This window comes from Exiguobacterium sp. SRB7LM (genome assembly GCF_015712685.1).
In the GTDB taxonomy this organism is placed as follows: domain Bacteria; phylum Bacillota; class Bacilli; order Exiguobacteriales; family Exiguobacteriaceae; genus Exiguobacterium; species Exiguobacterium profundum.
The window spans coordinates 2,195,001-2,210,446 of record NZ_VWVR01000006.1 but is presented as its reverse complement, the minus strand read 5'-3'; the positions used below and the strand labels follow the sequence as shown (position 1 = coordinate 2,210,446).

Below are 15,446 nucleotides of genomic sequence, written 5' to 3'. Positions count from 1 at the left end.
GGACGTCTTGAATTTTCGCGCACTCGAACAATCAGACGTGAGATCCTTGCAGCGCTTGTTTATGGAGAGTCTGAGTGACTTGATTCGACGAGAGCGTTTTGAAGATGCCGATTTGCTCGATGAAGAAGTGGCACGTCTGAACACGACGATTCAAGATCATTTCGATGATGACACCGTTCAACTGTACATTGTGGAAGAAGACGGAATCATTGTGGGAGCAGGGGCGTTACTACCTCCGAATGATATCATCTCAGGAAACATACAAATTGAGCGTGGTGCGATCGAGTTAGGGAGTGTCTATGTGTCACCTCGTATGCAGCGGCGAGGTGTCGGACAATTCTTGTTAGAAGAAATGATGCGTGAAATTTCGGCTCGAGGGAAAGACGTCTTTTATTTAGATGCCGGATTCCCGAGCGCCCAAGCCTATTGGCAAAAACGATTGGGAGAGCCATCTCATATCCTCGAACATTATTGGGGTCCCGGGGCATCACATATGATTTGGCGGGTCAATATCAAACAAGGAACTTAGCTGAGTGCTAAGTTCCTTGTTTTTAGTAATAAGATCGCATGAATTGATGAATGCCGGATGCCGTTGCTTCAGCCATTCGTTGACGATATGTCGTACTCGTTAAATGTGAGCGGTCGCTTGAATTACTGATGAATCCGTATTCGACAAGGGTAGAAGGTGAAACGTTACGTCCGACTACGTATACATTTTGATACTTGACCCCACGGTTTTGAATCGTGGAAATCCGTGAAGCGATTTCTTTATTGATACTTGAGCCGAGACTACGGCTGGCGGAAACGTAAGGGTTTGTCGTATAGCTATCTGACGTCGGGACGAGTACCTCATGTCCATGAGCCGTGTTATAAGCAGAAGAGTTCGCGTGAAGACTGACGAACACATCCCCTTTATAAGACTTGTTGAGTGACACACGTTGGTCAAGGGAGAGGTACGTATCGTTTGAGCGAGTCAATTTAACGTTGTAGTCATATGTGCTCGATAAGACACCAGCAAGGCGTTTCGCGATATCAAGTGCAATTACTTTCTCGTAAACCGATCCGTAGACAGCGCCAGGGTCGTTTCCGCCATGCCCTGCGTCGATGACGACCGTTTTACCAGTTCCGTCTGTATCGGTTGGTGTCGTGACAGTCGTAGGCTTCAAGTACTCGGATGCTACATAACCGGTTTTCCCATTGTATGTGACTTTATACCACGAGTCGTAACGACTGACATACTTGACGACCGACCCGGCCGGAATGACGGTTAAGACATTGCTCCAAGAGGCCGCGCTAAGGCGCATGTTCAAGTTCACGGTCGTTTCATAATAAGCAGACGGGGTTACAGGAGCTGTCGTCGCCGTTAAATAGTCAGAAGAAACGTAACCGGTTTTTCCATTATAGGTAACCTTATACCATGATCCGTAGCGACTCACATATTTGACCGTCGCACCCGACGGAATCGTCGTGACGACAGAACTCCATGAAGCGGCGCTGAGACGCAGGTTTAAATTGGCAGTCGTCTTATAATAGTCCGAAGGTGGGACGGGAGCACTCGTAGCTGTTAAATAAGCAGAAGCGACGTAGCCCGTCTTTCCATTGAACGTCACTTTGTACCATGATCCATAGCGACTGACATACTTGACGGTCGCATCGGCAGGAATCACGGTGACCACATCACTCCATGAAGCGGCAGTAAGACGCATATTTAATCGGTCTGTTGTCTTATAGTAAGCAGAAGTGTTCGAGACCGTAACGTATTGAGAAGAGACATATCCTGTTTTGCCTCCATAACTGACTTTGTACCACGAACCGTATGTACTGATATACGTGACGCTTGAGCCAGATGGAATGGTCAACAGGACAGGGCTCCAAGTGGCTGCACTTAAGCGAAGATTTAAGTTGGCGGTAGTGGTATAGGTCGAGGCGGCTTCAGCAACAGTCGATTGAATACCAGATGAATCCAGTTGGAACGGGACGATTGCTGCCCCGGATATTGCAAGTGAAGAGCTGAGTAACAGCTTTAAACTCCATGATGATTTTGTTTCATTCAATGTTCAAACTCCTTTATTCATTAAACTAGTGACAAGGGCGGCGTATGAGAGTGCATCTAGGTTGTCCCTGTTTATTATATAAGTAAAAAGGAAAAAATGGAGGGGAATATATAATTCATTTACCTTTTTTCTTAAAATGAAAAAAGACGCACAAGGCGTCTGGAGTAAATCAGATTAAACGATGCGAGGCATACTTTCATTACTAAAGGTTGCTGGTACGTCGATTTGTACAATGCGTGGTCTTTCTTCGGCATTTATAGTAATCGGTTCTTCGATTTTTACAATACGTGGTCTTTCTTCTGCAAAAGGTTTAAATGAACTTCCGAGTAAAAGCACTGCAGTTGTAATAAAGAAAAATCCAGCTAACTTTTTCATGTTTAATTCCTCCGTTGTATAATGATTTATATGGGAAAAAATTAATGCCAATCTCGATAAGGTGATTTACATGGGATCTGAGGATTTTAAAAGCTGATAGATATCTTCAGACTGTTCTTTAACAGAATCGAACAAGTTTCCTGAATAGGTTTCAGGTAAACTTGGTTCGAAAATAGTCACTTTATCAGAATCGTTTATCATTAAAGTCGCTACAATCGGAACGTTCACAGTTTGACTTAATAAAGTACTACAAAGTGGGGTGCAAACTTTGTGTAGTTGCTCTAATGAATTAGGTCGCCAACATACAGACGCTTCCGGAAGAATATACAAAATATGTCCTTCGCTCAAAAGCGTTTCACATTGTTTAGATAACAAATCTGAATCCTGTTCGACGTTGATGAACTCATAATCATGAAGTTGTGTTTCATAAGAGGTTTTGCTACTTCTTTTCAAAATTGACAACGATAGTTCTGGACCTAAAATGTAAAGTCTTTTAAAAGAACGATTTGCTTTTAGCGTTTTTGAAATTAATTTCGGAAGACGTTGATAGTAATCGATTTGAAATGCGTTTACAATAAAGCCTTTAGTAGAAGATAATAATTGTGTCAAATTTTCTAATCCTTCGAAATGATTTAAGTCATCTTTCGAATATGAATGGTCTACAACCGCAGACGGTTTAGAAGATTTCGACTTAAAGTAGATTTTCGGTTTAATATAATCTTCAGCGAGTAAAAAACTGAGTTTCCCCATGCTAACCATCCACCTCCTACAAACTATTCATCTTAATTGAAAAAGTAGAACTAAAGTCCAAATCACTATTGATTGACTAGTTAAATCTTATCATGATTAATTGTGATGATGGATAAGTTTGAGTTGGGAAAATTTTGTTTGAAAATCTCGATTAAGTTGAATATTAAAGTCTGAATTTCCTGAAAGCACTTCACATTAATGATTGATAAGTGAAGTTCGAAAATAGGGCAAAGGGGCTACTACTAATAATGGAGTATAACTATGGAAATTTAATTAGAGTAGAACGCTTGCGAAAAAATATGAAACAATCTGTATTAGCAAGAGGCATATGTTCCATTTCTTACCTAAGTAAAATTGAAAATAATCAAACATCTGCTAGCGAGGAAGTCCTAGAACTTCTTTTTGAACGGCTTGAAATTGAAGTACCTTTATATCATGATTTTAGCTACCAATCAGAGAAAGTTATCATAGAAATTAGGGAAATTTTGAAAGAAGCAATTCTTACTCGGAAAGACCTTGACAAACAAGGGGAAATTAAAAAGTATTTGAATCACCCTGCGGTAAAACAGTCAAAATCGGTGTATACAACTCTTATGGTTACATTGGCCCGCTTTGGGGTCATGCCAGGTGGTGATTCAAAGTATGTAACTGAAGTAGGATGGATTGAAGACCAACTTTCGCCTGATGATCGTATTCGATATTACACAGTGAAGGCACTTCAATATTTTCAAGAAAACGAAAAAGAACTTTCATATAAATTAATTGAAGAAATAACAAATAAATTACCTCATTCAGGAATACCTGATTGGGAAGCTGCAGATATTCGTTACATTACAGGTGCGTTATATTTCCGTTTTACCGACAACACACAGGCTCTTGAAAATCTTCAAGCTTCATTGAAATATTTTCAAGAGAATTTTTGCTTGGAGCGAATGATAGAGTGTCATATGGTGATTGGATTGACTTATAAAAGACGAAAACGCTACGCAGATGCGCTCTCCTATAATCAAAAAGCCTTAAAAGTCGCTAATGCAACTGATTTAAGAAACTATTATGGGATGCTTTATAACAATATAGGAGAGATCTATTCGTTGTTAGGAGAACAAGATAAGGCACTTACGTACTTCATGGAGAGTTTTGAATACAAAGTGGACATCAGAAGTAAGCTATTCAGCGTTTTATCATTAGTAGAGGTAAATGCAACACAGGAAAATGAACAAGGTGTCTTAGATTGGTTAGAAACAGGGCACGAATTGATGAAACAACACGAAGCGGTTGAGGAATTTAATCAGCACTTTAATGTTTATTGGAACCATTTTAAAGATAAGAATCCGCAAAAGCTCATGGAGAGTCTAAAAAGTGCCGTAACTTATTTTGAAGATCACGATGAGTACGTATATGCAAAAAAATATGCCCTTTGGCTAGCAAAAGAGCTAAGAGAGAATGGAAAATACAAGCAAGCAACAGACTATTACGAAAAAGTAATTTCAATTATGTCACAAGCAGAATGACGCTCTCTTCGAGCGTCATTCTTAATGAGATAAATTATTCTCAGAGTCATTTATGGCGTTGTAAAATAATGCACAGTCCACACTTGTTCTTGAACGAGGCGTTCGTCTTCTATATGACCGTTAAGGACCTGCTGTAATAGATGAATCAAATGTTTTTGAAGATTCGCATCATGAGAGCCACTATGCAAAATCTCCTCTTCGCTCGCAACAATGTAAAAACCACCAAGCCGCAATGGCACATGCTTCCGAATCAAAGCAGCGGCAGTTTGAAACTTCGCTTGCTCCCCCATGTGAGGCACGTCAATCTCGAAACGTCCCCATTGATTAAAATCTCCAATTTCTGAAAAAGGTGGGTCACGATGATCCAATGGCAAGTCCTCCGATCCTAGCAATCTCTTTATATTCAGTATATCTTGTTTTTGACTTAAAACGTGCAAAAATAAATGGATAGGGTAATCTACATCTACGAAAATGAATCGGCTTCTTTCCTTTCTATATTCTGTAAAAGGATTCCTTCCAGATTAGGCAAAAAAGAGTCAAAAATAACACGGTCGATATGACCGTGTTATTGCATGATGTGTTCTTTTGAGGTTGGGAGTTCACAGATAAATGTACTTCCTTCCCCGTATACCGATTCGACATGGAGTTGACCATCATGGGCTTTGGCAATTTCTTTACAAATTGCGAGACCGAGACCGGTACCTCCGATTTTGCGACGATCCGAATTATCGACGCGGTAAAATTTCCCAAAGAGGTGAGGGAGCGAGGCACTCGGTATACCCATACCGTGATCTCTCACTTTCATCACGACCTCTTCGTCTATGCGTTCGAGCGATACAAGGATATTCCCGCCATCTGGCGAATATTTGATGGCGTTACTTAATAAGTTACCAAGTAATTGACGCATCCCTTCTAAGTCTGCATCGATAATAAAGTCTTGTTCGGTATCGGCATCGATGAATAGTTCATGCCGGTCCGTCGTTTCCTGATAAAACGCGACACTGTCTGTGACGAGCTTGTGTAAATCGACCGGTTCCCACTCGAACGTTTGCTTTCCAGACTCCATTTTTTGAAGATCCAAGAAATCGTTGACGAGATACGAGAGTCGTTTCGCTTCATCGTGGATTGTCTTCAAATACAGTTCACGACGACTTTCCTTCAAATCTCGTGACAGCATCAGTTCAGTAAATCCGTAAATCGAGGACAATGGTGTCCGTAATTCATGTGAGACGGTCGAGACGAGTTCGGATTTCATCCGATCGATCTCCGTTTCGGCCGTGACGTCACGTAAGACGAGCATCGTTCCCCGGAGTTTGCGGTCTCGATAGACACTTTCGGCATAAAGTTGAATGAAGCAATCGCCTTGGTCGATTGAAATCGTGAGCCCATCCTCCGGCGGGTCTTGCGTGAAGACGCGTTCGAAGTATCGGACAAACTGTTCATGTTGATCGACCCGTTCCGCCAGCTGTTCGATATCGATGTCAATGGCAGAGAGTTCTTCGTATCCCTTATAGTCAAAGTGTAAATCATCAAACATACGGATGAAGGCGCGATTGCCGACGATAGTGTCATCTTCATAGTTCACATATAAAATGGCCTCACGTACAGAATTGATGAGTTGCGCCGTCTCTTTCCGATCCTGTTGCATCTGGCGATAAAGCTGCATGCGGAGAAGTGAGATGGCAAGTTGACCGGCGAACGCATTCAATTCCGATTTTTCACTGGCATCGTATTGTTCATCGTAACGAGCCAAATAGAGACATCCAATGAGACTATTATCTGATGGGTCCATAATCGGGATGACCGTCTCATAGATATAATATGGATACGTGTGTAACGCATCGACGACCCGCTTAGAAGTGGCGGCCGGTAACTTTGAAATCATGACTCGTTTAAGCAAAAGGGAATCTTTCTTTAGACTTTCTTGTTGATCTTCGGTCATCTCTTTCGGTACAACAGACGTGATTTCTCCGTCTTTAGTGAGTAAGAGGGCGCCGAACTCAGATTTTGTAAGCAACACAATCTTTTCAATAACAGAAGAGTAATCAAATAAGGATTCTTTCGAGGCCAATACTTCAATCAACTCGTTACGATATTGAAGATTAATTTCATTTAATTTCGATTCATTTAATACGTTTTCGAGCTTTTCTTTCTTCGCTTTCAGTCTGCTGTTCTGGTCGGCCATCCGTTTGATGAGCGGGCGTCCGATTAATAAGATGGCACTGATGAACATGACGAGCCCAATCATCCAAATCCATCGGAGAGCAGTGAGTTCGAGAGTAGAGACATTCCCATCACGCACGAACCAGGCTCCAATCAAGGTTAAAACCAGACTGAATCCACAGACACTATATAAAATACTGAGTATTTGACGACTGTTCAATTGTTCAATCCACTTGCTGATCATTCGTTCTACTTCCTTCCTTGAACATAAAAAACGAGAGGTCATCTTTTCCTTGCCCTGAATTTTATGAGACCGGGAAAGGAAAATGAAGCAATTTGCTTATAAAAAATGCTGAAAATCACATCCACATAATGCGATTTACCCAAAATACATGAAATGTACACGTGTCAACCTGCTTTGCGTTGACATTATTTAATGAAGTGATTACCTTGATATTAAGATAAAACAACGAGGAGTGTAAGTCTATGTTATCTATTGAACCGTCTGCCTTGACTGAACGAGACACATATAAGTTTTTGATTGGCAGCATTGTGCCAAGACCGATTGCGTTTGTCACAACACAAAATGGGGACGTGATTAACGCCGCCCCGTTTAGCTATTTTAATGTAGTCGCATCCAACCCTCCGCTCGTCTCCGTCTCAGTTCAACGAAAAGATGGCGTGATGAAAGACACGGCGCGTAACGCACTCCGTACGAATGAACTAGTGATTCATGTCGTAGATGAAACGAACGTCATCAACGTGAATGAGACGGCCGCCAACCTTGCGGCAGATGAGAGTGAGCTGTCTCGTACAGACTTTACGCTTCAACCGAGTGATGTGATTTCGACGCCAGGGGTCAAAGAAGCGAAAATCCGTTTTGAATGTGTGCTTCATCATCACTTGCCGATCGAACATGACGGAAAAACGACTGCCGATTTATTGATTGCGCGAATTGTCCGTTTCCATATTGACCGAGAGTTATATACTCAAGGACGCATCGATGCTAAACGGCTTGCGCCTGTCAGTCGGATGGCCGGCAATAGTTATGCGACCCTTGGGGAACTATTTGACGTGAAGCGTCCAGAGTAATCGATAAACGTGCCCGTTTTTTCTAAAGAACGGACACGTTTTTTGGGTAAAGAAATAGGAAGCGCATTTGGGTGCGGTATTTCTTTCTTTCCGACACTCGCTTGTGTCACAATAAAGTCAGAACATTCTAACTTTCAGTCATCCTAGATCAGAGAAAAAGGGGAGTCCGTCATGTACCGTCCAACTGTCCAATCGATTATTACTGCTATTGAAACCGTGATTGTCGGAAAAGAAGAAGTCATCGCAAAAAGTCTCACTGCCTTGCTAGCAGGTGGGCATGTGCTGCTTGAAGACGTACCAGGAGTCGGAAAGACAATGCTCGTCCGTACGTTCAGCCGAGCGATTGACTTAGATTTTAAGCGCATCCAATTCACACCCGACATGCTACCGTCCGACTTGACCGGGATTTCGATGTACAACCAAAAAACGAGGGAATTTGAATATCGACCAGGTCCGCTCATGGGTAACATCATTTTAGCGGATGAAATTAACCGGACCTCACCGAAAACGCAATCAGCTCTTCTTGAGGCGATGGCTGAGAGAAGTGTAACAGTGGACGGGGAATTGAAAGTGTTACCCTCACCTTTCTTCGTCATGGCGACACAAAACCCGATTGAGCATGAAGGGACGTATCCATTGCCGGAAGCACAGTTGGATCGCTTCTTACTTAAAATCGAGATGGGCTATCCGACATTCAATGAAGAGATTGCATTATTGTCGCGGTTTGAAAAAGAAGAGCCGCTCGAGGCGCTTCAGAGCGTGATTACGAAGCAAGAAGTCGAACTCATGCAACGTGAAGTGAGAGACGTGCATGTGTCGAGTGCGGTCAAACAGTACATTGTGCGATTGGTGCATGAGTCTCGAAAAGATTCGCATACGTATTTAGGAGGAAGTCCGCGAGCCACACTGGCGTTGATGAAAGCGGCACAGTCGTGGGCGTATATCCATAATCGCGATTTCGTCTTGCCGGATGACGTGAAGGCGATGGCGACGAGTGTGCTCGGACATCGTGTCCTCTTGACAGCAGAAGCACGGTATAAAGGAAAATCACCGAATCAGCTGATTCAAGATTGGCTGGATACGTTGCCCGTCCCGATGGATCGTGAGGTCAATGAAGTATGAAAAACTGGATGAAGCTGTTCGTTGTATGGGCGGCGGCATTCGGATTGTATGCATTTGCCCGCATCGAAGGCAGTATCGTCGCTTCGACCTTATGGTGGTCGTTCGCTGTGTTGACCGTCTACTGGACACTCTTTATGACTTATCCGGTCACGGCGGCAAATGTGGTGCGCCGTGTGACAACGAAGCGACTTGTTTCTGGACAAACAATGGACGTCGAGTTACGAATTGAACGGAAGTACCCTTTCTTGATTGGGATGGTCACGTTAGAGGAGCGATTGCCACAACGTTTGACGGATGAAGACAAGACGATTGTCGTGCCTGTAGACCGTTTTTTCCGACAAGCAGAAGTCGTGCATTATGAGGTCGAGGCGATCAAGCGTGGGATTCATGTCTTTGACCGCACCGTTCTACATGTACGTGACGTATTTGGTCTGTTCGACCGGAAGCGGACGTTACGACTCGAGACGGTCGTCGAGGTGTCACCCGCTGAATTGCCGTTTGATTTACCTCGAGACGAACATGTCGGGGGTCGTGGGGAGCAATATCGTCAAATGCGGACATATACCGAAGTGGCCAATACGACCAGCGGGGTGCGGGAGTATGCGGCAGGAGACCGAATCGGACGGATTGATTGGAAGGCATCCGCACGCCGAGGGAACTTGATGACCAAGACGTTTGACCAGGAACAAGAGAAGAAGCTTTCACTCGTGTTCGTACCAGCCGTCTCTGCCGGGTATGAAGAGGCATTTGAACGTTCCCTATCCTTACTTGTTGGAGCGATTCGTCAGTTAGAACGAAAAAATCTGCCGTTTGAGCTCTACGTCATTGAAGAACAGGTGCGACTGTTCCATCTTCCTGACCAGAGTGCAGAAGTCGGTCATTACTTGTTGACCGCAACGCCAGAAGCTGAGGGGCGTCTCGTCGAACGAGTGAAGCAGAAACTGCCTCAACAAACTGGAGATTTGATTTTGATCAGTCCTTTTGAAACGACGTCCATTCGAGAGTTGATGCATGAGACACAGGGGAGCTATCATCTCTACACCGCAGTTAATGAGGTGACGGTATGAAGACATGGGTAACCCGAATCGTCTATACGGCGCTTGCCGCCTATTTGTTGTCGTTCTGGATTGAGCCGATTGTTGGAAGTACGACGTTCGATGTGACGTGGCCGTTTTACTTCCTGCTCATCGTGCCGATGTTTGCCAGTATTCTGCCTTGGGCAGCTTTTCTTGGGATCTCGCTTCTTAATTTCCTCATCGTCTTGTATGCCTATCACGGCAGTATTTTGGACTGGTTTGGTCTATGGATGGAAGATTTGATGGGTGTCATGAGCGGTGAACTGCCGAATGAAGCGATTTTCTTCTCTGCCATGGCGCTGATCGGCTTACTGTTTGCTGTGCTCGTCGGACGAACGTATCCAAGTTATAGTTTTGCTCTTGGGATGATTGTGTCGACTCTCGGCATCATGGCCTACTTTGATACGTGGACGTTGTATGACGGGGAAGGCAATATCCTGTATGCCATCGTCACATCGCTCCTCTTACTATTTGTCACCGATTTGGCAAAACGACCGAGTCAATCGCTCGTCCGATTCGTCAGTATCGGACTACTCCTCAGTGTCGTCGTGGCTCTCGCAAGTGCTTCACCCACGCTTGAAGGCGATTGGTCTGACCGTATCACTACGAGTTTTCGGAATGCGACGACGGAAGGTGATGGGAGTGGCCCGGGTCGAGTTGGGTATGGAGTGAACGACGAATCGCTAGGTGGTCCGTTCGAACAGGATGACGGCATCGTCTTCATCGCTCGCGGCGTGCCGGCACGCTATTGGCGTATCGAATCCAAGGCGATTTATACGGGGAAAGGTTGGGTCGAATCACCAGTCCTGGACTCTAACTACAATCGTGGTCAGTTAGTGGACTCGGAAGTGGATACGACACCGGAACAGGCATTGTTACGTTTTGAGCGCCGACAACCGTTTGTTCCTTATGGTGGAGAATATCCGCAAGCTATCGAAACAGAGTCTGGTACCGAATTTCGAGTCGGTGATATCGAACGGGCTTTCCCGAACGAGACGATTACGACGCAACCGTCCGGAAAGATTGTATTTGAAAATGAGGAACAATCGACTCCGCGGACAATCCAACTTCGTTATAGTGTCCCGGCTTTCTCTGAAGAACAACTGGCATTAAATGAAGAGATCACATCGCTCACGGAAGAAGAGCAACAGGTCTATTTACAGCTACCGGAATCGTTGCCAGAGCGTGTACGAGATTTAGCCGCTGACATCACGGCGGAGAGTGAGACACCGAACGAGAAGGCGGAAGCGGTAGAAGCTTATTTCCGAAATGGAGAATTTCAATACGACACCGAAAATGTGGCACAACCGGAAGGGGACACGGATTATGTTGACCAGTTCCTGTTCGACACACAAATCGGGTATTGCGATAACTTCTCGACGTCAGCTGCCGTATTGCTGCGCGCGAACGGCATACCGACGCGTTGGGTAAAAGGGTTTACGATGGGTGACACACGAGGGGTCGTTCAAGGTGAGGAAGAACATACGATTCGAAATCGTCACGCCCACTCGTGGGTCGAGTATTTCATTGAAGGCGCGGGCTGGGTTCCGTTAGAAGCGACAATCAGTTTCTCGGACGCGAACTTATTGCAGATGGAACGAGAAACGGATACGGAAGACACGACACCGGCTGCGAACGATCCCCAAGCAAATCAGGAGAACGATACGCAAAACCGTCCGCAAGAAGATTTGTTGATCGATGACGTGACGACAGGTGATGTTCAAGAGGAGGCACGTAACATGCCGGTGTGGGGATGGATTGTCATTCTCTTCCTCGTGGCGGTCCTCGTTTGGAACCGAAAAATCATCGAGCGTCAAATCATGTATGTCTGGTGGATGAGTCGTCCGCTCACGGATGGGCGTCTCGTCTCGATGCACCGCTATTTGATGAAACGACTGCGTGCGAACGGATTCAAAATTGATGGACGTACGCCTTCGGAACTCGCCAAAGAGGTCGACGCCTACTATGAAACGAATGATATGACCCGTCTGACGGCTTTGTTTGAGCAAGCTGTTTATGCGGAACAAGAGCCGAATTCAAAATATAAAGAATATTGGAAAATCATGATTCATCGAATTATGAGTTGAAGTGACGGGATGCATCAAGTAAGATAGACGCATTAGTTAGATAATTGAACATGGCATTCCTTCGTATATACTCGTGAATTGGCGCGAGAGTCTCTACCGGACCACCGTAAATGGACCGACTATGAAGGAGCACGTTTCGTATACAAAGAAAAGGGCGTGCTTCTTCTTCGGTTTGGATAATCTGGGGGAGAGGCGCGTCCTTTTTTTGAGGAGAAGGCAGAAAGGTGGAGATTTCGTGAAAGTAGAACAAGAAATGATTTTGGTGCTTGATTTTGGTGGTCAGTATAATCAGTTGATCACACGTCGTGTCCGTGACCTTGGTGTATACAGTGAGTTGCATTCGCATAAGATGACGGCAGACGAGATTCGCGAATTGAACCCAGTCGGCATCATCTTCTCAGGTGGACCGAATAGCGTATACGCGGAAGGCGCATATCGTTGTGATCCAGAGATCTTTGAACTAGGTATTCCAATCTTCGGAATCTGCTACGGGATGCAACTTATGACGCATCACTTCGGTGGTCGTGTGGAACGCGCCGCTCATCGTGAATATGGAAAAGCGACATTGTTCTCGACGCCGGAAGCATCAGCGATTTATACCGGTCTTCCAGTCGAACATACAGTATGGATGAGCCACGGTGACCTCGTCATGGAAGCACCGGAAGGATTTATCGTCGATGGAACGAACCCGTCTTGCCCGGTCGCTTCAATTAAAAATGATGAGTTGAAAATGTACGGTGTCCAATACCATCCAGAGGTTCGTCACTCGGAGTACGGAAACGACATCTTGAAAAACTTCATCTATGAAGTATGTGGTGCGAAAGGTGAATGGTCGATGGAAAACTTTATCGACCTCGAAGTGGAGAAAATCCGTGAAATCGTTGGCGATAAGCAAGTTCTTTGTGCGCTTTCGGGCGGTGTCGACTCTTCTGTCGTGGCCGCACTCGTTCATCGCGCAATCGGTGACCAGTTGACGTGTATGTTTGTAGACCATGGTCTCCTTCGTAAAGGGGAAGCGGATAGCGTCATGAAGACGTTCGCAGACGGATTCAACATGAAAGTCATCAAAATCGATGCACAAGAACGTTTCTTGACGAAGTTGGCTGGTGTCTCGGACCCTGAGCAAAAACGTAAGATTATCGGAAACGAGTTCATCTACGTATTTGATGAAGAAGCATCGAAACTCGTCGATATGGACTTCCTCGCACAGGGGACGCTCTACACAGACATCATCGAGAGTGGGACAGACACAGCGCAAACAATCAAATCACACCATAACGTCGGTGGATTGCCGGAAGATATGAACTTCACGTTGATCGAACCACTCAACACGCTCTTTAAAGACGAGGTCCGTGCACTCGGTACAGAACTCGGTCTTCCTGACTATATCGTTTGGCGCCAACCGTTCCCAGGTCCAGGTCTCGGAATTCGTGTCCTCGGTGAAATCACGGAAGAGAAGTTAGAAATCGTGCGTGAATCCGATGCGATTCTACGTGAAGAAGTGAAGAAAGCTGGACTTGAACGCGACATCTGGCAATACTTCACGGTGCTCACGCCGATTCGCTCGGTCGGAGTCATGGGTGACGAGCGTACGTACGACTATGCTGTCGGTGTCCGTGCGGTCACTTCCATCGATGGCATGACGTCCGATTGGGCACGTATTCCATGGGATGTACTTGAGAAGATCTCTGTCCGGATTGTAAACGAAGTCAGCCACGTTAACCGTGTGCTGTATGACATCACGTCTAAGCCACCTGCAACAATCGAATGGGAATAAGCGGAACAGAGGGGGACCCCCCTCTGTTTTGTCTTAAAACCGAACATTAACGTTTTTTATCGATGTAAAATCCGTGAATTTAGTTGACATTCTATTTTTACGCTGATACGATAAGAACGTTCTTATTATAACCGAACAATTATAAAATATTTTGCCGTATAATATCGGGGATATGGCCCGAGAGTCTCTACGAAATCACCTTAAATGATTTCACTACGGCGAGACATAGATGAGGGTGTATGCCCTCGTATGTTTCGCGTGGGGTCCTCGGTCATTTGCCGGGGGCCTTTTCTCGTTTTACGGCGAGCACAAGGAGGAAAACAAATGAGCACACAGCTCAAGCAAGAACAGCAACAACCATCAACGACGAGTCGGATCGATCGTTACTTCCAACTCACAGCACTCGGTACGAGTGTCCGCACGGAGCTGATCGCAGGATTTACAACTTTCCTCGCGATGGCGTACATTCTTTTCGTTAACCCGAACATTCTTGGGGCAGCGGGTATGGATACTGGAGCGGTCTTCGTGGCGACAGGTCTTGTCGCGGTAGTCGGTTCATTGACGATGGGACTTCTCGCGAACTACCCAATTGCGATTGCGCCGGGCATGGGCCTTAACGCGTTCTTCGCATATAGCGTCGTCATCGGGATGGGTATTTCTTGGCAAACGGCTTTGTCAGGTGTACTTGTATCAGGTCTCTTCTTTATCGTATTGACGTTATCAGGAATTCGCGAAACGATTGTTAATGCGATTCCGGCTCCGCTCAAAATGGCGGTTGCTGCAGGGATTGGTTTCTTCATCGCTTTCATCGGTTTGAAAAACGCAGGCATCGTTGTCGCGAATGAAGCAACACTTGTTAGTCTTGGTTCACTTGGTACGGGCACGACGCTTCTCGCGGTGTTCGGTCTTGTGGTCAGCGCCTTGCTTATGGCGCGCGACATCAAAGGTGGTATTTTCATCGGGATGTTGTTGACGGCGATTGTCGGGATGATTTTCGGTCTTGTGCCGACACCGACAGCAATCTCAGACGTTGTGTCGATGCCGCCGAGTATGTCATCTACATTCGGTCAAGCCTTCATCAACTTCGGTGATGTGTTCACGCTTCAAATGCTCGTTGTCATCTTGACGTTCTTCTTCATCGACTTCTTTGATACAGCTGGGACGCTCGTCGCGGTAGCGCGTCAAGCTGGGATCATGAAAGAGAACAAAGTACCACGTGCGAGTAAGGCGTTGTTAGCTGACTCGACAGCAACGGTGGCAGGTGCAATCTTCGGAACATCTACAGCGACTTCATACGTTGAATCGTCAGCAGGTGTCGCTGCTGGTGGACGAACAGGATTGACTGCTGTTTTCGCAGGATTGTTCTTCGGTTTGGCATTGTTCTTCTCGCCTCTCTTGGCAGTTGTTACGGCGCCGGTCACAGCTCCTGCGCTGATTAT

13 protein-coding genes and 2 riboswitches (1 of these 15 only partly in view) are annotated in these 15,446 nt (G+C 45.4%); of the genes, 8 read left to right on the top strand and 5 right to left on the bottom strand.

The genetic code is table 11. From position 1 onward, the window contains the following. Positions 1-7: 7 nt before the first annotated feature. A complete protein-coding gene (locus F3H97_RS12135; protein ID WP_196431515.1) occupies positions 8-529 on the top strand; it encodes a GNAT family N-acetyltransferase in 522 nt (173 codons plus the stop codon). Between the two features lie 22 nt (positions 530-551). On the opposite strand, the gene F3H97_RS12130 is transcribed toward F3H97_RS12135, so the two are convergent. The 3 genes from F3H97_RS12130 to F3H97_RS12120 form a co-directional block, all read right to left on the bottom strand. Further along, a complete protein-coding gene (locus tag F3H97_RS12130; protein ID WP_196431514.1) occupies positions 552-2,054 on the bottom strand; it encodes an N-acetylmuramoyl-L-alanine amidase family protein in 1,503 nt (500 codons plus the stop codon). 174 nt (positions 2,055-2,228) lie between these two features. Next, complete coding sequence (locus F3H97_RS12125; RefSeq protein WP_196431513.1) at positions 2,229-2,429, bottom strand: hypothetical protein; 201 nt, start codon at positions 2,427-2,429, stop codon at positions 2,229-2,231. A gap of 66 nt (positions 2,430-2,495) precedes the next feature. Beyond that, the gene (locus F3H97_RS12120; RefSeq protein ID WP_196431512.1) at positions 2,496-3,179 is read right to left on the bottom strand and encodes a hypothetical protein; all 684 of its coding nucleotides are present in this window, start codon (positions 3,177-3,179) and stop codon (positions 2,496-2,498) included. A 248-nt stretch (positions 3,180-3,427) separates the two neighbouring features. Between F3H97_RS12120 and F3H97_RS12115 the strand changes: the two genes are divergently transcribed. Next, a complete protein-coding gene (locus F3H97_RS12115; protein ID WP_196431511.1) occupies positions 3,428-4,690 on the top strand; it encodes a tetratricopeptide repeat protein in 1,263 nt (420 codons plus the stop codon). A gap of 50 nt (positions 4,691-4,740) precedes the next feature. Here the strand turns inward: F3H97_RS12115 and F3H97_RS12110 are convergent, their stop codons facing one another. Both F3H97_RS12110 and F3H97_RS12105 read right to left on the bottom strand, forming a co-directional pair. Then, positions 4,741-5,058 carry a hypothetical protein gene (locus tag F3H97_RS12110; protein WP_074034697.1) on the bottom strand — a complete coding sequence of 106 codons (318 nt, stop codon included), beginning with the start codon at positions 5,056-5,058 and terminating at the stop codon, positions 4,741-4,743. Positions 5,059-5,255: 197 nt separating this feature from the next. Further along, complete coding sequence (locus F3H97_RS12105; protein WP_196431510.1) at positions 5,256-7,097, bottom strand: ATP-binding protein; 1,842 nt, start codon at positions 7,095-7,097, stop codon at positions 5,256-5,258. Positions 7,098-7,339: 242 nt separating this feature from the next. Here F3H97_RS12105 and F3H97_RS12100 point away from each other — a divergent pair, with 242 nt between their 5' ends. The 6 genes from F3H97_RS12100 to F3H97_RS12075 all read left to right on the top strand — a co-directional run. Next, on the top strand, positions 7,340-7,945 hold the full coding sequence (locus tag F3H97_RS12100) for a flavin reductase family protein (RefSeq protein WP_196431509.1): 606 nt from the start codon (positions 7,340-7,342) through the stop codon (positions 7,943-7,945). Between the two features lie 171 nt (positions 7,946-8,116). Then, a complete protein-coding gene (locus tag F3H97_RS12095) occupies positions 8,117-9,067 on the top strand; it encodes an AAA family ATPase (RefSeq protein ID WP_196431508.1) in 951 nt (316 codons plus the stop codon). Then, positions 9,064-10,134 (top strand): DUF58 domain-containing protein, encoded by a 1,071-nt coding sequence (locus F3H97_RS12090; protein WP_196431507.1) that lies wholly within the window; start codon positions 9,064-9,066, stop codon positions 10,132-10,134. The genes F3H97_RS12095 and F3H97_RS12090 overlap by 4 nt, the downstream gene beginning before the upstream one ends. Then, on the top strand, positions 10,131-12,230 hold the full coding sequence (locus tag F3H97_RS12085) for a transglutaminase domain-containing protein (protein ID WP_196431506.1): 2,100 nt from the start codon (positions 10,131-10,133) through the stop codon (positions 12,228-12,230). Before F3H97_RS12090 ends, F3H97_RS12085 begins: the two co-directional genes overlap by 4 nt. A 41-nt stretch (positions 12,231-12,271) precedes the next feature. Further along, a riboswitch (purine riboswitch) is annotated at positions 12,272-12,372 on the top strand. A 111-nt stretch (positions 12,373-12,483) separates the two neighbouring features. Further along, positions 12,484-14,007, top strand: coding sequence for a glutamine-hydrolyzing GMP synthase (gene guaA / locus F3H97_RS12080; RefSeq protein WP_074037843.1), 1,524 nt, complete (start codon positions 12,484-12,486; stop codon positions 14,005-14,007). 134 nt (positions 14,008-14,141) lie between these two features. After that, positions 14,142-14,243, top strand: a riboswitch (purine riboswitch). Positions 14,244-14,331: 88 nt separating this feature from the next. Next, on the top strand, positions 14,332-15,446 hold the 5' portion of the coding sequence (locus tag F3H97_RS12075) for an NCS2 family permease (protein ID WP_015880700.1). The gene runs 247 nt beyond the window's last position; 1,115 of the gene's 1,362 nt are visible here — the first part of the coding sequence; it begins with the start codon at positions 14,332-14,334; its stop codon lies beyond the right edge, outside the window.

Excerpts from the sequence above, each read along its gene's own strand:
- F3H97_RS12125 (WP_196431513.1), bottom strand. The coding sequence starts at position 2,429 with ATGAAAAAGTTAGCTGGATTTTTCTTTATTACAACTGCAGTGCTTTTA.
- F3H97_RS12120 (WP_196431512.1), bottom strand. The coding sequence starts at position 3,179 with ATGGGGAAACTCAGTTTTTTACTCGCTGAAGATTATATTAAACCGAAA.
- F3H97_RS12115 (WP_196431511.1), top strand. The coding sequence starts at position 3,428 with ATGGAGTATAACTATGGAAATTTAATTAGAGTAGAACGCTTGCGAAAA.
- F3H97_RS12105 (WP_196431510.1), bottom strand. The coding sequence starts at position 7,097 with ATGATCAGCAAGTGGATTGAACAATTGAACAGTCGTCAAATACTCAGT.
- F3H97_RS12100 (WP_196431509.1), top strand. The coding sequence starts at position 7,340 with ATGTTATCTATTGAACCGTCTGCCTTGACTGAACGAGACACATATAAG.
- F3H97_RS12095 (WP_196431508.1), top strand. The coding sequence starts at position 8,117 with ATGTACCGTCCAACTGTCCAATCGATTATTACTGCTATTGAAACCGTG.
- F3H97_RS12090 (WP_196431507.1), top strand. The coding sequence starts at position 9,064 with ATGAAAAACTGGATGAAGCTGTTCGTTGTATGGGCGGCGGCATTCGGA.
- F3H97_RS12085 (WP_196431506.1), top strand. The coding sequence starts at position 10,131 with ATGAAGACATGGGTAACCCGAATCGTCTATACGGCGCTTGCCGCCTAT.
- guaA (WP_074037843.1), top strand. The coding sequence starts at position 12,484 with ATGATTTTGGTGCTTGATTTTGGTGGTCAGTATAATCAGTTGATCACA.